Origin of the sequence: Actinomadura harenae (assembly GCF_003696215.1) — a bacterium.
Classification (GTDB): domain Bacteria; phylum Actinomycetota; class Actinomycetes; order Streptosporangiales; family Streptosporangiaceae; genus Spirillospora; species Spirillospora harenae.
In genome coordinates, this window is record NZ_RFFG01000031.1 from 40,960 (window position 1) to 60,376 (window position 19,417).

Genomic DNA, 19,417 nt, shown 5'->3' on the forward strand with positions numbered 1-19,417 from the left:
CGGGTCGAGGGGCGTCCCTAGCAGGCAATATCATGTGATCAGACTTGTCGTCCGCCCACGTGAGGAATGCCCGTGTCCACTCCCAGCAACGCCCCTGAGAACACCGCCCCCGCGACGGGCACCGCCCGCGTCAAGCGTGGCATGGCGGAAATGCTCAAGGGCGGCGTGATCATGGACGTCGTCACGCCCGACCAGGCCAAGATCGCCGAAGACGCCGGCGCGGTCGCCGTCATGGCGCTCGAGCGCGTCCCGGCCGACATCCGCGTCGAGGGCGGCATCTCCCGGATGAGCGACCCCGACATGATCGACGGGATCATCAACGCGGTCTCCATCCCGGTCATGGCCAAGGCCCGCATCGGCCACTTCGTCGAGGCCCAGGTGCTGCAGTCGCTCGGCGTCGACTACATCGACGAGTCCGAGGTGCTGACCCCGGCCGACTACGACAACCACATCGACAAGTGGGCCTACACCGTGCCGTTCGTGTGCGGCGCCACCAACCTCGGCGAGGCGCTCCGCCGCATCACCGAGGGCGCGGCCATGATCCGCTCCAAGGGCGAGGCCGGCACCGGCGACGTCTCCAACGCCACCACCCACATGCGCAAGATCCGTGGCGAGATCCGCCGCCTGCAGAACCTGCCCGAGGACGAGCTGTACGTCGCGGCCAAGGAGCTCCAGGCCCCGTACGAGCTGGTCAAGGAGATCGCCGAGGCCGGCAAGCTCCCCGTCGTGCTGTTCACCGCGGGCGGCATCGCCACCCCGGCCGACGCCGCGATGATGATGCAGCTCGGCGCCGAGGGCGTGTTCGTCGGCTCCGGCATCTTCAAGTCCGGCAACCCGGCCCAGCGCGCCGAGGCCATCGTGAAGGCCACCACCTTCCACGACGACCCCGACGTGATCGCCCGCGTCTCCCGCGGCCTCGGCGACGCCATGGTCGGCATCAACGTCGCCTCCCTCGGCGAGGACCAGAAGTTCGCCCACCGCGGCTGGTGACCTCCGCGGGCGGCCGGTGACCACTCCGGCCGCCCGTCCGCGCGCCGCGTCCCGCCGGGACGCGGCGCGCGGCCCGGCCGCTCCTCTTTCGGCTCCGGCCTGCCCGCGCCCGGCGGGAGGGTTTACGCTGGCCGCGCGGCCGGTGGGACCCGGAACCCCCGTGGGCGGCGACCGGCCGCGGGAGGGGATGGACGAGCATGGGGTGGACCGTCGCTCTGGCCTGCGCGACCACCGGTGAGCCCGCCGAGGTGTTCCGGCCGGGCCTGACCCCCGACGCCGCCGCCGGCGCGGACCTCGCCCGGCGGCTTTACCCGGACGCGACCCTGGTCGAGACCGGCGAGACCGTCCTGGACTTCGCGCTCTGGCCCTACGAGGACGAGCTGTTCGTCGGCGCGTTCGAGGGGGCGCTGCTGGTCTGCGACCGGCGCCTGTTCGGCCTCGACGACGACGCCCGCCGGATCGCCGACACCGTGGCCGCGGCCCTGCCCGGGGCCCGCTGCGGCGTCCTGGTCCTGCAGAACGTCGCGTCCGGCTGCTGGTTCCGCTGGTACGAGGAGGGCGGCCTGCGCCGCGAGGTGTTCGTGACCAGCGAGGACGGCGTGGTCATCGACCAGGGCGGCCGGATGCCCGCCGAACGCCCCTACTGGACGGCGATCGACGACGGCGCGTCCGACGTGCCGCTGCCGTTCTCGCCCGAGGAGTTCGGCCTGGCCATCGCCCGCGAGCACATGGTGGGCCGTGACCTGGCCTCACTCGGCCCGGACGGCTTCCTGCCGCTCGAACTGCCCCTGCGCCGCTTCCGGCTCCGCCGACCGGCCTAGCCCCCGGCCGCGACCCCTCGGGAAGGGACCGCGGGCCCAGGGGCGTTGTAAGGAACGTTTAGGGTCATAACGACCCTCCGAGATCTCCCCGGAAGGACCATCGGTGACCACTGTGCCGACGATCGGCGTGCTCGCCCTGCAGGGCGACGTGCTCGAGCACGCGCGAGCGCTGGAGGGCGCCGGGGCGCGGACCCTGACCGTCCGCCGCCCCGAGGAACTGGAGCGCGTGGACGGCCTGGTGGTGCCCGGCGGCGAGTCCACCACCATGTGGCGGCTCGCCCGGGCCTTCGACATGCTCGAACCGCTGCGCAAGCGGATCGAGGCCGGGATGCCCGCCTACGGCTCCTGCGCCGGCATGATCATGCTGGCGGACCGGATCGAGGGCGGCGTGGCCGGGCAGGAGACGGTCGGCGGCATCGACATGACGGTGCGCCGCAACGCCTTCGGTCGGCAGGTGGACTCGTTCGAGGCGCCGGTCCCGCTGACCGGCATGGGGGACACGCCGTTCCACGCCGTGTTCATCCGCGCTCCCTGGGTGGAGGGCGTCGGTGACGCGGTCCAGGTGCTGGGTCGTGCCGAGAGCGGCCCGAACGTCGGTAGGATCGTCGCCGTCCGCCAGGGCCGCCTCATGGCGACCTCGTTCCACCCTGAACTGACGGGCGACCACCGCGTGCACCATTACTTCGCCGATCTGGTGCGCCGGGCGATCGAGGAGGATTAAGCATGTCCGGCCATTCCAAGTGGGCGACGACCAAGCACAAGAAGGCTGCCCTCGACGCCAAGCGCGGCAAGCTCTTCGCGAAGCTGATCAAGAACATCGAGGTCGCGGCGCGTACCGGCGGCGGCGACCCCGAGGCCAACCCCACGCTGTACGACGCCATCTACAAGGCGAAGAAGAGCTCCGTCCCGAACGACAACATCGAGCGCGCGCGCAAGCGGGGCGCCGGTGAGGAGGCGGGCGGCGCCGACTGGCAGACCATCATGTACGAGGGCTACGCGCCCGGCGGCGTCGCGGTGCTCATCGAGTGCCTCACCGACAACCGCAACCGCGCCGCCTCCGAGGTCCGCGTCGCGCTCACCCGCAACGGCGGCTCGCTCGCCGACCCGGGTTCGGTCGCGTACATGTTCAACCGCATGGGCGTCATCATCGTCCCCAAGGAGGGCACCTCCGAGGACGACGTCATGATGGCGGTCCTCGAGGCCGGCGCCGAGGACGTCAACGACCTCGGCGACCAGTTCGAGGTCGTCTCCGAGGCGGGCAAGCTGCTCCCCGTCCGCAAGGCCCTGCAGGAGGCCGGCATCGACTACGAGTCGGCCGAGAGCAAGTTCCTGCCGACGATGTCGGTCCCGCTCGACGAGGAGAACGCCAAGAAGGTGTTCCGCCTCCTCGACGCCCTCGAGGACTCCGACGACGTCCAGGAGGTCTACGCGAACTTCGACGTTTCAGACGAAATCATGGAGGCGATCGACGCCTGACGCGTCGCACGCGCCTTCGCGGACGCCGTCTCCCGGACACCGGGGGGCGGCGTCCGTCGTTTTGGTTGCCTAGGGTGGGGATCATGGAAATTCGCGAGCTGACCCCCGATGACCTCGATGCCGCCCTGGACAACCGTGTTCGCTCCTTCGGACCCGTGCCGGAGGCCGACGTCGCCTCATGGCGGGACGGGTCGGCGAGCGTGATGGCGGCGGGACGCCAGCTCGGCGGCTTCGACGGCGACCGGCTCGTGTCCACCGCCCGCATGCTCCCGTTCCGGCAGTGGTGGGCGGGACGGGCCGTCCCGACGGGCGGACTGGCAGGGGTGACGGTCGCCCCCGAGGACCGGGGACGCGGCGCGGGCCGCGCGATCGTGACGGCCACCCTCCAGCGGTCCGTGGAGCTCGGGGACGCGCTGTCGGCGCTGCATCCGGCCACCACGGCCCTGTACCGGGGCCTCGGCTGGGAGCACGCGGGCGGGTTGCACCGGGTGACGTTGAAGACCGAGGGGTTGCGGGGCATCCGCGCCGAGCGGGTCCCGGTCCGGCGGGTGGGCCCGGAGGACGCCGAGGAGGTGGCGGCGACGGTCGCGCGCGTCCACGAGGCCGCCCGCGACTGCGGACCCGTCGACATGGGCGTCGACCTGTGGCGGACCCGGCTCAAGCACAGTGACTGGTTCGCCTATCTGGCCGAGGACGGGTTCCTGGCCTACCGGTGGAGCGCGGACAACGCCTCGCTGGTGATCGACAAGGTCGTGGCGGGCTCGGAGGGGACGGCGCGGGCGCTCTGGGCGATCGTCGGGTCCGGGGCGTCCACGGCCGAGACGGTGACGGCGAACCTCGCCCCGTACGACCCGGTGCTGTGGCTGGTCGGCGAGCGCGAGCACGACATGATCGACCGGACCCAGTGGATGCTGCGCGTCCTGGACGCGCCGAAGGCGGTCGAGCTGCGCGGCTACCGGCCCGGGGTGAGCGCGGAGATCCCGGTCCACATCACCGACGGGATCCTGCCCGCCAACACCGGCGCCTGGATGCTGACGGTCAAGGACGGCGAGGGCCGCCTCGAACCCGCCCCGGACGACCCGACGGCCGTCCGCGTGGGCCCGCGCGGCCTGGCGGCGCTGTACGCGGGCGTCCCGGTGAGCACGCTGCGCCGGGCGGGCCTCCTGCACGGCGGGGACGTCCGCGCCGAGGCGCTGGACGCGGTGTTCGCGGCGCAGCCGTTCGCCCTCGACTACTACTAGCCGCGACTACTGCCGGCGGCGGGGGCGGGCACGGCACGGCCTGCGCGCGCTCGTCGCCGGTGTCCGATAGCGTGGCGTCGGCCGAACACATGATCGAAGGGCGGGGCCGTGCGGGTGATGGGCGTGGACCCCGGGCTCACCAGATGCGGCGTCGGCGTCGTGGAGGGTGTTCCCGGCGCGCCGCTGAGCCTGGTGCACGTCTCGGTCGTCCGCACCGCCCCGGACGAGGACGTCGCGCTGCGGCTGCTCGGCATCGAGCGGGGCATCGAGGCGCTGATGGACGAGCTGTGCCCCGAGGTCGTGGCGGTGGAGCGGGTGTTCGCGCAGCACAACGTGAGCACGGTGATGGGCACGGCGCAGGCGGCGGGGCTGGCGATGGTCGCGGCCGCGCGCCGGGGCCTTCCGGTCGCGATGCACACGCCGAGTGAGGCGAAGGCCGCGATCACCGGCAACGGGCGCGCGGACAAGGCGCAGGTCACGTCCATGGTGACGCGGCTGCTGCGGCTCGACGCGCCGCCCCGGCCCGCCGACGCCGCCGACGCGCTCGCCCTGGCGATCTGCCACGTGTGGCGGGGCGGCGGGCAGGCGCGGCTGGCCGCGGCACGCGGGCCCACCGTCCCGGGACAGGCCGGTCCCACACAGGCAGAGATCAACGCCGCCCGGATCGCCGAGGCGCAGAAGGCGGCGCGTTCCCGTAGTCGAGGAGGATTCCCGAGATGATCGCGTTCGTCAGCGGCAAGGTCGCCGCCGCCGGGCCGGACGGCGCGGTGATCGACGTGCACGGCGTCGGCATGGCGGTGCAGTGCACCCCGGCGACGCTCGCCGGGCTCAAGGTGGGCGAGGACGCGCACGTCCCGACGTCGATGGTCGTGCGGGAGGACTCGCTCACCCTGTTCGGGTTCGCCGACGACGACGAGCGGCAGATCTTCGAGCTGCTGCAGACGGCGAGCGGCGTGGGTCCGCGGCTGGCGCTGGCGATGCTGGCCGTCCACTCCCCGGACGGGCTGCGCCTCGCGGTCGCGCAGGAGGACGTGACGGCGCTCACGAAGGTGCCGGGCATCGGCAAGAAGGGTGCGCAACGCATCGTTCTGGAGCTGAAGGACCGGCTGGGTGGCCCGGTCGGCGCGCCGGAGGTCCCGGGACGCCGTCCCGGGGCGGGCCAGGCGTGGCGCGCGCAGGTGCAGACCGGCCTGGTGAACCTCGGCTGGACGGTCCGGGACGCCGACGCGGCCGTGGACGCGGTCGCCGCCGACCTGGACGGCACCGAGGTCCCGCCGGTCGGTGAGCTGCTGAAGGCGGCGCTGAAGAAGCTGAGCCGATGAGCGAGTTCGGCGAGCGCCTGGTCGGCGGCGGGGCCGAGGGGCCGGAGGAGCAGGTCATCGAGGCCGCGCTGCGCCCCAAGCGGCTGGACGACTTCGTCGGGCAGGAGCGGGTCCGCGAGCAGCTGTCGCTGGTGCTGCGGAGCGCGCTGCGGCGCGGCCGCACGCCCGACCACGTGCTGCTGTCGGGCGGGCCGGGGCTCGGCAAGACCACCCTCGCGATGATCATCGCCGCCGAGCTGGGGCAGCCGCTGCGGATCACCTCGGGTCCCGCGATCGAGCGGGCCGGGGACCTGGCGGCCGTGCTGTCCACGCTGGCCGAGGGGGAGGTGCTGTTCCTGGACGAGATCCACCGGATGGCGCGTCCCGCCGAGGAGATGCTCTACATGGCGATGGAGGACTTCCGCGTCGACGTGGTGGTCGGCAAGGGGCCGGGCGCGACCGCGATCCCGCTCGACATCGCCCCGTTCACGCTGGTGGGCGCGACGACGCGGGCCGGGATGCTGCCGGGTCCGCTGCGCGACCGGTTCGGTTTCACCGGGCACATGGACTTCTACGTCCCGGCGGAGCTCGAGGTGATCGTCCAGCGGTCCGCGCGGCTGCTGGAGGTGGAGATCACCGACGAGGGCGCGGCGGAGGTGGCGTCCCGGTCGCGGGGCACGCCGCGTATCGCGAACCGGCTGCTCCGGCGCGTCCGCGACTACGCCGAGGTGCGGGGCGACGGCACGGTGACGCTGGAGACCGCCCGCGCCGCCCTCGCGCTCTACGAGGTGGACGAGCGGGGGCTGGACCGTCTCGACCGGGCCGTCCTGGGGTCGCTGCTGCGCAAGTTCGGCGGCGGTCCGGTCGGCCTGTCCACCCTGGCGGTGTCGGTGGGGGAGGAGCCGGAGACGGTCGAGGTGGTGGCCGAGCCCTTCCTGGTCCGGCAGGGCTTTCTGGCCCGCACGCCTCGTGGACGCATCGCCACGCCCGCCGCGTGGGCGCATCTGGGCCTCACCCCGCCCCCGACCGCCCCGCTGGCCGGAGTGGCGCTGTTCGATCTGGACGAGACGGCCGATGAGCCCGGGTAGCGGGGGGCTCCGGCGGTGTCCGAGGGTGACGTGACCGGGGTGACATGATCACGGCTGCGTGATCAGGGCGTAACGGGTTGGGAACTTCCCTGGAGTGCCGCTCGTCACGTCGTTGCCGGGGTCTCGCGTACTCTCTAGACTCCGGGACTTGGTCACACCGTCCACCAGCCGACGGTCCCGAGACGCGGCCTACCGGCCACAGGCTGGGCAAACCGAAATCGGAAGGACGCCCCTTAATGGGCAGCGACATTCACACCCTGGCAGCGAGTTCGGGGGGCAGCGGCGCGTTCAACCTGCTGCTCCTCCTGGCCGTTCCGCTGGTCTTCTACTTCCTGCTGATCCGCCCGCAGAGCCGGCGGCGCAAGGAACAGATGAACATGCAGAGCAGCATCGCGCCGGGCACCAAGGTCATCACCACCGCGGGCATGCACGCCACGGTGGTCGAGGTCCATGACGACGGCATCGTCCTGGAGATCGCCCCCGGCGTGGAGGCGAAGTTCGTCAAGCAGGCCGTCATGCAGGTCCTGAAGGACGAGCCCGCCGACGAGGAGCTCGACGGCGACGAGCCGGACGAGACCCCGGACGCCGCCGCCAAGGACGACGCCGCGTCGCAGGCGAAGGCCGTCGACGTCGACGACGTCGAGGAGGCCGGGAAGACCGCCGTGAAGGCGGGCGTTAAGGCCGACGCGAAGGACGAGGACGAGGCCCCCGCCCACGCGGGCAAGGCCGACAAGCCCTCCGCCTGACCCGCGGCGGCACCGACAAGACGGGAAGTTCGACGACCAGTGGCATCGTCTCGTAGCAATGTCCCCAGGCCGGGGCGCACACTTCTGGCGCTCTTCGCGGTCATGGCGGCCCTCACCGGCGTGATGTTCATGCAGGGAGCGGGGACCCCCAAACTGGGGCTCGACCTCGCGGGCGGGACGACCGTCACGCTGACCGCGCACACCGAGAACGGCAAGAACCCGCCGAGCAGCCAGATGGACCAGGCCGTCAAGATCATGACGCAGCGGGTCAACGGGCTCGGCGTCTCGGACGGTGAGGTCGCCAAGCAGGGCGGCAACAACATCGTGGTCAACCTGCCCGGGCAGGGCCAGGGGCGCGCGGCGGAGACGATCGGCTCCACCGCCAAGCTCCAGTTCCGGCAGGTGTTCGCGGAGGCGGGCGGCCTGCCCGCGCAGGCTCCGGCGACCACGCCGACGCCGACGTCCAGCCCGGGCGCCAAGGCGACCGGCACGCCGTCCGGCAAGGCGACCATCCCTGGCGCGGGCACCCCGTCGGGCAAGGCGACCGGTTCGGCCAAGCCGACCGACAAGCCGACCGGCACGCCGTCCGACTCGTCCACGCCGCGAGGCCGGGCGCTGTCGCAGGCGCTGACGGCCCCGACGCCGTCCACCTCGCCGAAGACCACGCCGTCCGGGTCGGCCTCGCCGACGCCGTCGGCCAACCCGTCCGCGCAGACGCCCGTCGCGCCGGACGGCAACGACTTCGCCGGCGTGGACGACAAGGCGGCCATCGCCCAGTTCCAGCAGACCGTCTGCGAGCCCAAGGGCGGCCCGACCGTCCCGGGCTCCAACGACGTGAACCGCAAGTGGGTCGTGGCGTGCGACGACAAGGCCGAGAAGGGGTCGGTCACCAAGTACCTGCTCGGCCCGGTGCGGGTGCTCGGCGAGGACGTCAAGTCCGCCAGCGCGATGCCGCCGGACACCTCGCAGGGCCAGTCGAGCTGGTCGGTCAACCTCACCTTCACCGGTAAGGGCGGCAACCAGTTCTCGCAGACCACCACCGAGGCGTCCAAGGCCTACCAGGCCAACCCGTCGTCCCCGCAGTCGCAGGTCGCGATCGTGCTGGACGGCCAGGTCGTGTCCGCCCCGTCCATCAACCAGGGACCGATCACCGGCGGCAGCGCCCGGATCGACGGCCCGGCGGAGAGCTTCACCCAGACCTACGCCGAGGACCTGTCCAACAAGCTCAAGTACGGCGCCCTCCCGCTCGAGTTCAAAATGAGCGCGATCGACGAGGTGTCGTCCACGCTGGGCGCCGACCAGCTGCGCGGCGGCCTGATCGCCGGCGGCATCGGCCTGGCGCTGGTCCTGCTGTACTGCCTGGTCTACTACCGGGGCCTCGGCCTCGTCGCGGTCGGCTCGCTGGTGGTCGCGTCCTGGATGACCTACGTCGCCGTCGTGATCCTCGGTGAGAACATCGGCTGGCGCCTCAGCCTGCCGCACATCATCGGCCTGATCGTGTCGATCGGCATCACCGCGGACTCGTTCATCGTCTACTTCGAACGGATCCGCGACGAACTACGCGCCGGACGGGCCCTGCGGCCGTCGGTCGAGGTCGCCTGGAAGCGCGCGCGGCGTACGATCCTGGTGGCGGACGCGGTGACCTTCCTCGCCGCGGTCGTGCTGTACTTCCTCGCCGTCGGCGGCGTCGCGGGCTTCGCGTTCGCGATGGGTCTGACCACGCTGATCGACGTGGTGGTGGTGTTCCTCTTCACCAAGCCGCTGATGTCGATGCTGAGCCGGACCGCGTTCTTCGGCAAGGGCCACAAGCTGTCGGGGCTGGACGCCGCGAGACTGCGCCGCACGGCGCAGACCCGCGCGAACGGCACCGCCCGCCCGACGAGCCAGGAGGTCTGATCATGGGACTGCGTGCGGTCATCTCCCGGATCTACCGGGGTGAGATCAGCGCCGACATCGTCGGCAGGCCGAAGGTCTGGTACTCGATCTCCGGCCTCCTGATCGTGTTCTCCCTCGTCGGCCTGCTCGTCCAGGGCCTGACCTTCGGCGTGGAGTTCAAGGGCGGCTCGGTCTTCACGATCGCCAAGGCGTCGCACGCCTCGATCGAGCAGGTGCGCGGGGCGGTCACCTCCGCCGGCGTGCACCAGGCGACCGTGCAGAAGGCGGGCGGCGACTGGCGCGTCACCACCGAGAGCCTGGACCCCAAGCACGTCAACGAGGTCAAGAAGGACGTCTCGACGAAGCTGGGCGTCTCCGAGAACCAGATCAGCAGTCAGATCGTCGGCGCGTCCTGGGGCGGTGAGATCACCAAGAAGGCGTGGCAGGCGCTCATCGTCTTCATGATCCTGATCATCGCCTACCTGTCGGTCGCGTTCGAGTGGCGGATGGCCGTCGCCGCGATGGTCGCCCTGGTGCACGACCTGATCATCACGGCCGGCGTCTACGCCTGGTCGGGGTTCGAGGTCACGCCCGCGACCGTGCTGGGCTTCCTGACGATCCTCGGGTACTCGCTGTACGACGCGGTCGTGGTGTTCGACATGATCAAGGAGGTCACGCGGCCTCTGAACGCCAAGTCGAAGATCACCTACAGCGAGGCGGCCAACCAGGCGCTGTCCAGCACCCTGGTCCGGTCCCTGAACACCTCGCTGGTGGCGATCCTGCCGGTCGCGGCGATCCTGTTCATCGGCACCACGCTGTTCGGCGCCGGCACCCTGAAGGACCTGTCGCTCGCCCTGTTCGTCGGCATGATCGTCGGCACCTACTCCTCGATCTGCGTGGCGACGCCGCTGCTGGTCCAGCTGAAGGAGCGCGAGCCGAGGTTCAAGGAGCTGCGGGCCAACATCGCCAAGCGCGAGCAGAGCCCGAAGCAGCAGGCCAAGGTCGCCAGGGCGACGGCCCGGCCGGCGGCGGACGACGACGAGGCGTCCTTGGACGACGACCCGTCGGACGACGTGCCCTCCGGCGGGACCGCGCAGGACGGGGTGCCCGCGGGCGTCACGCTGCGGAAGGTCATGCAGCAGGGGCCGCGCCAGCAGCCCAAGCGCGGCACCCGTCAACAGCGCCGCGGCAAGTAGGCTTCTGGGACGACCTGCTCGAACGAGCATGACGGCCGTGTCCGTCCCCCGGTTCACCGGGTGGGCGGCACGGCCGTCGCACTGTGCCGGGGCGGCCGCCCGTAGGCCGCCCCGCCCCGAAGGAAAACGCAAGAGGAGACCCGTGGACCTCGACAAGCTGATCCAGGACCGGATTCGCGACGTGAGCGACTACCCGAAGCCGGGCGTGCTGTTCAAGGACATCACCCCGCTGCTGGCCGACCACGTGGCGTTCGCCGGCGTGGTCGACACGGTGGTCAACCACTACGGCCGCGGCACGGTCGACAAGATCGTCGGGATCGAGGCGCGTGGTTTCATCCTGGCCGCCCCCGTGGCCTACCACATGGGCGCGGGCTTCGTCCCGGTGCGTAAGAAGGGCAAGCTGCCCGCGGCGACCTACGAGCAGAACTACGACCTCGAGTACGGCACCGAGACGATCGAGATGCACACCGACGCGTTCGCGCCGGGCGACCGCGTGCTGATCGTCGACGACGTGCTCGCGACCGGCGGCACCGCGTGCGCGGCGGCCGAGCTGGTCCGGCGCGGCGGCGGCGAGGTGGTCGGCCTGTCGGTGCTGATGGAGCTGGGCTTCCTCAACGGCCGCGACAAGCTGGACGGCCTGGACGTGCACGCCCTGGTGACCGTCTAGGAGCCCTCACCCTCCCGAAACGTGCGGAATGTCCCGTCCCGCAAGAATGTTCTACTGATCACGCACCCGAGATCGCCGATTCGGCCGGGTGCGAAAAAGGGGCCGGATACACTGGCCGAATCAGGGGACCGGCGGGGACGGGCGCTCCCGCCCGGCCACGTGGCGAGATCGCGCCCGCACGGCTTCGAGGAGGCTGGGTGCCCGGTGAGGTGGTATCAACCGACGCGGTGATCGGAGCGCGGACGGACGCCGAGCGTCCGGCCGTTCCGAACGGGGCCGCGGTGCGCGCTCCGGCCGCGCAGGCGAGCGCGCCCGCGCCGAACGGCGCGGCGGTGCCCGCCGACCCCCTCCCCGCGAACCCCGGTCCCACCCCCGCGCCCACGGATCCGGTGCCTGCGGATCCGGCGCTCAAGGGCCCCACGGGCAAGGGCTCCGCAGGTCAGGGCCCGGTATCCGCCGCCCAGACCAGGCCCGTCGACAAGGCCCAGGAGGCCCAGGAGGCCACGGAGAAGGCGTCCCCGGGCAAAGGTGGGGCAGAGGCCACCGCGTCCGCCCCGAAGGCCCAGGCGCCCGCTGAGACGCCGTCCGCGGGGAAGACGCGGCAGGCCGCGTCCACCGGCGGCGGCCCGGCGGAGCCCGCCGGGTCCACCCCCGCGAAACCCTCCGGCGAACCCTCCGGCGAACCCTCCGCCGAGTCCTCCACCAAGTCCTCTGCCAAGCCCCCCGTCAAACGGAGCACCGCCGCGGGCGCCTCGGCGTCCGGCGGGGCACCGGCCGCGGGCAACCCGCCCGAATCCGCTCCGGCGGGTTCCGGCACGGCCCCGATCCCACCATCAGCGGCCAGGGTGCGGCGCAGGCTCGCCCGGCTCGGATCCCAGCGCGGTCCCGCCATGAATCCGGTACTCGAACCACTCATCAAGACCGTCCGCAACACCCATCCGAAAGCGGACCTCCGGCAGATCGAGCGCGCCTACGACGTGGCCGCGCACTACCACCGGAACCAGAAGCGCAAGAGCGGCGACCCGTACATCACGCACCCGCTCGCCGTCTCGACCATCCTCGCCGAGCTCGGCATGAACACCGAGACGCTGTGCGCGGCCCTGCTGCACGACACCGTCGAGGACACCGAGTACACCCTCGAGGAGCTGCGCGCCGACTTCGGCGACGAGATCGCCGCCCTGGTGGACGGCGTCACCAAGCTCGACAAGGTCAAGTACGGTGACGCCGCCGAGGCCGAGACCGTCCGCAAGATGGTCGTCGCGATGTCCCGGGACATCCGCGTCCTGGTGATCAAGCTGGCCGACCGGCTGCACAACATGCGCACGCTGCGCTACATGCCGCGGCACAAGCAGGAGAAGAAGGCCCGCGAGACGCTCGAGGTCTTCGCCCCGCTCGCGCACCGGCTGGGCATGAACACGCTGAAGTGGGAGCTGGAGGACCTGTCCTTCGCCACGCTCTACCCGAAGCGGTTCGACGAGATCGCCCGGCTCGTCTCCGAGCGGGCCCCGCGCCGCGACGTGTTCCTCCAGGAGGTCATCGAGGCCGTCTCCGGCGACCTGCGCGAGGCCAAGATCAAGGCCACCGTGGTCGGACGGCCCAAGCACTACTACTCGATCTACCAGAAGATGATCGCCCGGGACGTCGACTTCGACAAGATCTACGACCTGGTCGGCATCCGGATCCTGGTGGACACCGTCCGCGACTGCTACGCGGCGCTCGGCACCATCCACGCGCGGTGGAACCCGGTCCCCGGCCGGTTCAAGGACTACATCGCGATGCCGAAGTTCAACATGTACCAGTCGCTGCACACCAGCGTGATCGGGCCCGAGGGCAAGCCGGTCGAGCTGCAGATCCGCACCTGGGGCATGCACCGCCGCGCCGAGTACGGCGTCGCCGCGCACTGGAAGTACAAGGAGGAGACGGTCGGCGGCCGGAAGGCGGCCGACATGCAGTGGCTCCGGCAGCTGCTCGACTGGCAGAAGGAGACCGCCGACCCGGCCGAGTTCCTGGAGTCGCTGCGCTTCGACCTGTCGGTGTCGGAGGTGTTCGTCTTCACCCCGAAGGGCGACGTGATCGCGCTGCCGCAGGGCGCGACGCCGGTCGACTTCGCCTTCGCCGTCCACACCGAGGTCGGGTACCGCACGATCGGCGCCCGGGTGAACGGACGTCTCGTGCCGCTGGAGTCCGCCCTCGACAACGGCGACACCGTCGAGATCTTCACCAGCAAGGCCGCGGACGCCGGGCCGTCCCGCGACTGGCTGAACTTCGTCAAGTCGCCGCGCGCCCGCAACAAGATCAAGCACTGGTTCTCCAAGGAGCGCCGGGACACCGCGATCGAGTCCGGCAAGGACTCCATCGCCCGCGCGATGCGCAAGCAGAACATGCCGCTCCAGCGCATGATGTCGGGGGAGGCGCTGCTCGTCCTCGCCCGCGACCTGCGCTACCCGGACATCTCGTCGCTGTACGCGGCGGTCGGCGAGGGGCACATCTCGGCGCAGAGCGTCGTCCAGAAACTCGTCGAGGCCCTCGGCGGCGTCGAGTCCGCCGACGAGGACATGGCCGAGATCGCCCTCCCGACGCGCCGCAAGCGCACCCGTCCCGCGGGGGACCCGGGCGTCGTGGTCGCGGGCGACGCGGACGTGTGGGTGCGGCTGTCCCGATGTTGCACCCCGGTCCCGGGCGACGACATCGTCGGGTTCGTGACCCGCGGCCACGGCGTGTCGGTGCACCGCGCCGACTGCGTGAACGTCGCGCAGCTCAAGGAGCAGCCGGACCGGCTCATCGACGTCCGCTGGTCGCCCGGCGAGGACTCGGTGTTCCTCGTCGCGATCCAGGTCGAGGCGCTCGACCGCCCGCGCCTCCTGTCGGACGTCACGCGCGTCCTGTCCGACCAGCACGTGAACATCCTGTCGGCGTCGGTCACCACCACCCGCGACCGGGTCGCCGTCAGCCGGTTCACCTTCGAGATGGGCGACCCGAAGCACCTCGGGCACGTCCTGAAGGCCGTCCGGTCCATCGACGGCGTGTACGACGTCTACCGCGTCACCAGCGGCACCAACCGCTGACCCGGAGACAAGAAGAGGGCTGGTCCGACAGTGTCGGACCAGCCCTTTCTCATGCCCTGGGGGTCGGGGTCAGGCGCTCTCGCCGGCCTTGGCCTCGTCGTCCTCGTCCTCGGGGACGAAGTCGATCCCGGCCTCGGCGCGCTGCTCCGGGGTGATCGGCGTCGGCGCGGCCGTCAGCGGGTCGTAGCCGGACGCGGCCTTCGGGAAGGCGATCACGTCGCGGATGGACGACTCGCCCGCCAGCAGCATGGCCGTCCGGTCCCAGCCGAACGCGATCCCGCCGTGCGGCGGCGGGCCGAACTTGAACGCCTCGAGCAGGAAGCCGAACTTCGACTCGGCCTCCTCCTTGGACAGGCCGAGGACGTCGAACACCTTCTGCTGCATCTCGGCCTGGTGGATACGGATCGAGCCGCCGCCGATCTCGTTGCCGTTGCAGACGATGTCGTAGGCGTTCGCGAGGACGGCGCCCGGGTCGGTCAGGACCAGGTCGGCGTGCTCGGGCTTCGGCGCGGTGAACGGGTGGTGCACCGACGTCCAGCCGATGTGCTCGCCCTTGTCGTCCTCGACGGACTCGAACACCGGGGCGTCCACGACCCAGCAGAACGCCCAGGCGTCCTCGTCGATCAGGTCCCTGCGGCGGCCGATCTCCAGCCGTGCCGCGCCGAGCAGCTCGCGGGTGGCGTGCGGCTTGCCGGCGCCGAAGAAGATCGCGTCGCCGGGCTCGGCGCCGACCTTGGCGGCCAGGCCCGACTTCTCCTCGTCCGACAGGTTCTTGGCGACCGGGCCGCCGAGCGTGCCGTCCTCCTGGACGAGGACGTAGGCGAGGCCGCGCGCGCCGCGCTGCTTCGCCCAGTCCTGCCAGCCGTCCAGCTCCTTGCGGGTCTGGGAGCCGCCGCCGGGCATGACGACCGCGCCCACGTAGGGGGCCTGGAACACCCGGAAGGAGGTGTTCGCGAAGTACTCGGTCATCTCGGTCAGCTCGAGGCCGAACCGCAGGTCGGGCTTGTCCGAGCCGTAGCGGGCCATGGCGTCGGCGTAGGTGATGTGGGGGATCTCGCCGATCTCGTGGCCGACGATGTCGCGCCAGAGCCGCCGGACGAGGTCCTCGGCGACGGTCAGCACGTCGGACTGCTCGACGAACGACATCTCGATGTCGATCTGGGTGAACTCCGGCTGCCGGTCGGCGCGGAAGTCCTCGTCCCGGTAGCAGCGGGCGATCTGGAAGTACCGCTCGAGGCCGCCGACCATGAGCAGCTGCTTGAACAGCTGCGGCGACTGCGGCAGCGCGTACCAGTGGCCCGGACGCAGCCGCACCGGCACCAGGAAGTCGCGCGCGCCCTCGGGGGTGGACCGGGTCAGCGTCGGGGTCTCGACGTTGACGAAGCCGTGGTCGCGCATGACGTCGTTGATGATGTACGAGCCCTGCGAGCGGATTCGCATGTCGCGGGCGACGGACTCGCGGCGCAGGTCGAGGTACCGGTACTTGAGCCGGATCTCCTCGTTGACGTTGACGTCGCCCTCGATCGGGAACGGCAGCGGCGCGGACTCGCTCAGCACCTCGATCTCGGTCGCGGCGACCTCGATCTCCCCGGTGGGCAGCTCGGGGTTCTCGTTGCCCGCGGGGCGGATCCGGACCTCGCCGGTGATCTTGACGCAGAACTCCGACCGCAGGTCGTGCGCGGTGTCCTCCTCGCGGAACACGACCTGGGCGGCGCCCGAGGCGTCGCGCAGGTCGATGAAGGTGACGCCACCGTGGTCGCGGCGCCGCGCCACCCAGCCGGCCAGCGTCACCTGCTGCCCGGCGTGCTCCCTGCGGAGGGTCCCCGCCTCGTGCGAGCGGATCATCGTGAAAGCCTTTCCTTCAACGTCGAAGTGGTGTCGGTGAGCGCGACGGGCGTCTGCTCCCCGGACGTCAGGTCCTTGAGCTGGACGACCCCGTCGGCGATGTCCCGCTCCCCGAGGATCAGCGCGTACCGCGCCCCGGACCGGTCGGCGTCCTTCATCGCGCCCTTGAGCTTCTTGCCCCCGAACGCCATGTCGGCCGCGATCCCGGCCTCGCGCAGCCCGGCGACCAGGTCGAACACGCGCCGCTCGGCCGCCTCGCCCAGCGGCACCCCGAACACCTCGCAGCGGGGCTTCGGCGTGAACGCCGGGCCCTGCCCGCCGGACGCCGACTCGGCCTCCAGGGCGAGGACGGTGCGGTCCAGGCCGAGGCCGAAGCCGATGCCGGGCAGCTCGGGGCCGCCGATGTCCTCCGACAGGCCGTCGTAGCGTCCGCCGCCGCCGATGCCGGACTGGGCGCCGAGCAGCGGGTGGTCGAACTCGAAGGTGGTGCGGGTGTAGTAGTCCAGCCCGCGGACCAGGGTCGGGGTGTCCTCGAAGGCGATGCCGAGGTCGGTGAGCAGCTCGCGGACCCGGTCGTGGTAGGCCTTGCAGTCGCCGCACAGGTGGTCGGCCATCAGCGGGGCGTCCTTGAGCTGCTCCCGGACGGCGGGACGCTTGTCGTCCAGCACGCGCAGCGGGTTGATCTCGATGCGCTCGCGGGTCGCGTCGTCCAGGTCCAGGCCGCGCAGGAACTCCTGCAGCAGGACCCGGTAGGCCGGGCGGCAGTTCTTGCAGCCGAGCGAGTTCAGCAGCAGCCGCACCTGGGTGAGGCCCAGCGAGCGGTACCAGCCCGCCGAGATCGCGATCACCTCGGCGTCGACGGCCGGGTCCTCGCTGCCGATCGCCTCGAGGTCCAGCTGGTAGAACTGCCGGTAGCGGCCCTGCTGGGGCCGCTCGGCGCGGAACGCGGGGCCGGTCGTCCACACCTTGACCGGCAGCCCGCCCTGCTTGTGCAGGCCGTGCTCCAGGACGGCGCGGAGCACCCCGGCGGTGAACTCCGGACGCAGCGTCAGCGACCGGTCGCCCCGGTCGGTGAAGGTGTACATCTCCTTGGAGACCACGTCGGTGGACTCGCCGACGCCGCGCTTGAACAGGTTGGTGTCCTCGAACACCGCCAGTTCCAGGTAGCCGTATCCGGCCAGCCGGGCGCGCTCGGCGAACGCCTCGCGGACGGCGTAGAAGAGGTCCGCGCGGGGCGGCACGTACTCACTGATGCCCTTGGGGGCTTGGAAGCTCGAACTCATGTCTGTGGGTCAGAATCCCTTGTGCGGGCCGTCGGCGGGCTTCAGTTCCGCCAAGAAGGGGTTGGTCGCGCGCTCACGGCCGATGGTCGTCTGAGGTCCGTGGCCGGGCAGGACGGCCGTCTCGTCGGGCCTGCTCAGGCAGACCCGGGAGAGGCTGTCCACGATCTGCTCGTAGGAGCCGCCCGGCAGGTCGGTGCGTCCGATCGATCCGGCGAACAGCAGGTCCCCGGTGAACATCACCTCGGGGATCTCACCTGCGGCCGGGGTCCGGAAGGTCACCGACCCGCCGGTATGGCCCGGCGCGTGGTCGACGGTGATCTCCAGGCCGGCCAGCTCGAGCCTCACGCCGTCCGCCAGTTCGCGGACGTCGTCCGGCTCGGTGAGCGTCAGGCCGCCGAGGAACTGCTGCCGGGTGGCCAGGGACAGGCCCTTGCCGGGGTCGGTCAGCAGGTCGCGGTCGTCCGGGTGGACGAACGCGGGCACGTCCTTGGCGCCGCAGACCGGGGCCACCGACCAGACGTGGTCGATGTGACCGTGGGTGAGCAGCACCGCGACCGGCTTCAGCCGGTGCTCGCGCAGGATCTCGTCGATCCCGGCCTCGGCGTCCTGGCCGGGGTCGATGATCACGCACTCCTCGCCCGCGGCGGGAGCCACGACGTAGCAGTTCGCGGCGAACGATCCGGCGGGGAACCCGGCGACGAGCACGGCCGTCCCTTCCTGTGAATTCGCTGAGTGTGCGGTGGGCACGGGCCGAACGGGCGCCGTCCGCATCCGGACGGCGCGTCGGGTCCGGCGATCCGGCCGGGAACCGGCCGGTCACCGCCGCACACGCGGTCCTACGAGGGTACCGGCGCGGCCGGTCCCGCCGCGAACGAGATGCCGGGATCGCCGTGTCGGCGGGATCCGGGGGCGGCCGGGAGCGCCCGGAGGGGCCAACGACGGCCCCGGTACCGCTACTATGCGCTGCACGTTCACCTGATCACACGATGATCACACGGAGGGGCAGGCACGTGGCGGCGAAGGACCGCAAGAAGCAGCTCGCGCGTCAGCGCTATGAGCGCCAGCAGGCGCGCCGGGAGGCCGAGCAGGCCCGCGCCCGCAACCTGAGGATCGTCGGCGCGGCGGTCGCGGCCGTCGTCGTCATCGGCGGCGGCTCGGCCGCCGCGTTCGCCCTCAACAAGGACGACAAGAAGAAGGACGACGCCAAGCCGTCGGCTCAGGCCGACCAGTCCAAGGCGAAGCCCGGTGAGTGCGCCTATAACAGTTCTCCGGACAAGGGCGCCCTCAAGGACGGTTCGAAGCCGTCGGTCAAGCCCGCCTACAACGGCGTGGTGAAGGCGACGGTCAAGACCTCGCAGGGCGACATCGGCCTGACGCTGGACGGGGCGAAGGCCCCGTGCGCCACCAACTCCTTCGCGTTCCTGGCGAGCAAGAAGTTCTGGGACGGCAGCCACTGCCACCGCCTGTCCACGGGAACCGGCCTGCAGATGCTGCAGTGCGGCGACCCGACCGGCACCGGCCAGGGCGGGCCCGGCTACAAGTTCGCCAACGAGAACACGACGGGCGCCAAGTACGGCGCCGGTACCCTCGCCATGGCGAACGCCGGCCCGGACACCAACGGCAGCCAGTTCTTCCTGGTGTACGGGGACTCGCAGCTCTCGCCGGACTACACCGTGTTCGGCAAGATCACCTCGGGTATGGACGTGCTGTCGAAGGTCGCCAAGGGCGGTATCGCCAAGGCGGGTGACGACGGCACGGGTGAGCCCAAGAAGAAGGTCACGATCGAGGACGTCGCGATCGCCGGGAAATAGGGGATCGGGATA

At 71.4% G+C, this 19,417-nt stretch carries 17 protein-coding genes; 14 read left to right on the top strand and 3 right to left on the bottom strand.

Features of this window, described 5'->3' with window-relative positions; genetic code table 11:
• Positions 1 to 66: 66 nt before the first annotated feature.
• The 13 genes from pdxS to EBO15_RS18775 all read left to right on the top strand — a co-directional run bounded on the left by pdxS (position 67) and on the right by EBO15_RS18775 (position 14,466).
• Positions 67 to 990 carry a pyridoxal 5'-phosphate synthase lyase subunit PdxS gene (gene pdxS, locus EBO15_RS18715; RefSeq protein ID WP_122195695.1) on the top strand — a complete coding sequence of 308 codons (924 nt, stop codon included), beginning with the start codon at positions 67 to 69 and terminating at the stop codon, positions 988 to 990.
• 197 nt (positions 991 to 1,187) lie between these two features.
• A complete protein-coding gene (locus tag EBO15_RS18720; protein ID WP_122195696.1) occupies positions 1,188 to 1,811 on the top strand; it encodes a DUF6928 family protein in 624 nt (207 codons plus the stop codon).
• 103 nt (positions 1,812 to 1,914) lie between these two features.
• Positions 1,915 to 2,532 (top strand): pyridoxal 5'-phosphate synthase glutaminase subunit PdxT, encoded by a 618-nt coding sequence (gene pdxT, locus EBO15_RS18725; protein ID WP_122195697.1) that lies wholly within the window; start codon positions 1,915 to 1,917, stop codon positions 2,530 to 2,532.
• A gap of 2 nt (positions 2,533 to 2,534) precedes the next feature.
• Complete coding sequence (locus EBO15_RS18730; protein ID WP_122195698.1) at positions 2,535 to 3,287, top strand: YebC/PmpR family DNA-binding transcriptional regulator; 753 nt, start codon at positions 2,535 to 2,537, stop codon at positions 3,285 to 3,287.
• Positions 3,288 to 3,370: 83 nt separating this feature from the next.
• Complete coding sequence (locus EBO15_RS18735; RefSeq protein WP_122195699.1) at positions 3,371 to 4,528, top strand: GNAT family N-acetyltransferase; 1,158 nt, start codon at positions 3,371 to 3,373, stop codon at positions 4,526 to 4,528.
• Positions 4,529 to 4,636: 108 nt separating this feature from the next.
• Positions 4,637 to 5,248 (top strand): crossover junction endodeoxyribonuclease RuvC, encoded by a 612-nt coding sequence (gene ruvC / locus EBO15_RS18740; RefSeq protein ID WP_122195700.1) that lies wholly within the window; start codon positions 4,637 to 4,639, stop codon positions 5,246 to 5,248.
• Positions 5,245 to 5,850: a Holliday junction branch migration protein RuvA gene (gene ruvA / locus EBO15_RS18745; RefSeq protein ID WP_122195701.1), complete on the top strand. Its 606-nt coding sequence runs from the start codon at positions 5,245 to 5,247 to the stop codon at positions 5,848 to 5,850. Before ruvC ends, ruvA begins: the two co-directional genes overlap by 4 nt.
• On the top strand, positions 5,847 to 6,917 hold the full coding sequence (gene ruvB / locus EBO15_RS18750) for a Holliday junction branch migration DNA helicase RuvB (protein ID WP_122195702.1): 1,071 nt from the start codon (positions 5,847 to 5,849) through the stop codon (positions 6,915 to 6,917). Before ruvA ends, ruvB begins: the two co-directional genes overlap by 4 nt.
• 236 nt (positions 6,918 to 7,153) lie before the next feature.
• Complete coding sequence (yajC, locus tag EBO15_RS18755) at positions 7,154 to 7,663, top strand: preprotein translocase subunit YajC (RefSeq protein WP_122195703.1); 510 nt, start codon at positions 7,154 to 7,156, stop codon at positions 7,661 to 7,663.
• A gap of 102 nt (positions 7,664 to 7,765) precedes the next feature.
• Positions 7,766 to 9,559 carry a protein translocase subunit SecD gene (secD, locus tag EBO15_RS18760; protein ID WP_233616283.1) on the top strand — a complete coding sequence of 598 codons (1,794 nt, stop codon included), beginning with the start codon at positions 7,766 to 7,768 and terminating at the stop codon, positions 9,557 to 9,559.
• A 2-nt stretch (positions 9,560 to 9,561) separates the two neighbouring features.
• Positions 9,562 to 10,734: a protein translocase subunit SecF gene (gene secF / locus EBO15_RS18765; RefSeq protein ID WP_122195704.1), complete on the top strand. Its 1,173-nt coding sequence runs from the start codon at positions 9,562 to 9,564 to the stop codon at positions 10,732 to 10,734.
• A 142-nt stretch (positions 10,735 to 10,876) separates the two neighbouring features.
• On the top strand, positions 10,877 to 11,401 hold the full coding sequence (locus EBO15_RS18770; protein ID WP_122195705.1) for an adenine phosphoribosyltransferase: 525 nt from the start codon (positions 10,877 to 10,879) through the stop codon (positions 11,399 to 11,401).
• Between the two features lie 890 nt (positions 11,402 to 12,291).
• Positions 12,292 to 14,466, top strand: coding sequence for a RelA/SpoT family protein (locus tag EBO15_RS18775; RefSeq protein ID WP_122195743.1), 2,175 nt, complete (start codon positions 12,292 to 12,294; stop codon positions 14,464 to 14,466).
• A gap of 69 nt (positions 14,467 to 14,535) precedes the next feature.
• Here EBO15_RS18775 and aspS read toward each other — a convergent pair whose 3' ends face one another.
• Genes aspS through EBO15_RS18790 form a run of 3 tightly spaced genes read right to left on the bottom strand, consistent with a single transcriptional unit; the run spans position 14,536 to position 18,299 of the window.
• Positions 14,536 to 16,311 carry an aspartate--tRNA ligase gene (gene aspS / locus EBO15_RS18780; protein ID WP_122195706.1) on the bottom strand — a complete coding sequence of 592 codons (1,776 nt, stop codon included), beginning with the start codon at positions 16,309 to 16,311 and terminating at the stop codon, positions 14,536 to 14,538.
• A complete protein-coding gene (gene hisS / locus EBO15_RS18785; RefSeq protein WP_122195707.1) occupies positions 16,308 to 17,594 on the bottom strand; it encodes a histidine--tRNA ligase in 1,287 nt (428 codons plus the stop codon). The genes aspS and hisS overlap by 4 nt, the downstream gene beginning before the upstream one ends.
• Positions 17,595 to 17,603: 9 nt before the next feature.
• Positions 17,604 to 18,299, bottom strand: coding sequence for an MBL fold metallo-hydrolase (locus tag EBO15_RS18790; protein ID WP_122195708.1), 696 nt, complete (start codon positions 18,297 to 18,299; stop codon positions 17,604 to 17,606).
• A 281-nt stretch (positions 18,300 to 18,580) separates the two neighbouring features.
• Here EBO15_RS18790 and EBO15_RS18795 point away from each other — a divergent pair, with 281 nt between their 5' ends.
• Complete coding sequence (locus EBO15_RS18795) at positions 18,581 to 19,405, top strand: peptidylprolyl isomerase (RefSeq protein WP_233616284.1); 825 nt, start codon at positions 18,581 to 18,583, stop codon at positions 19,403 to 19,405.
• Positions 19,406 to 19,417 lie beyond the last annotated feature (12 nt).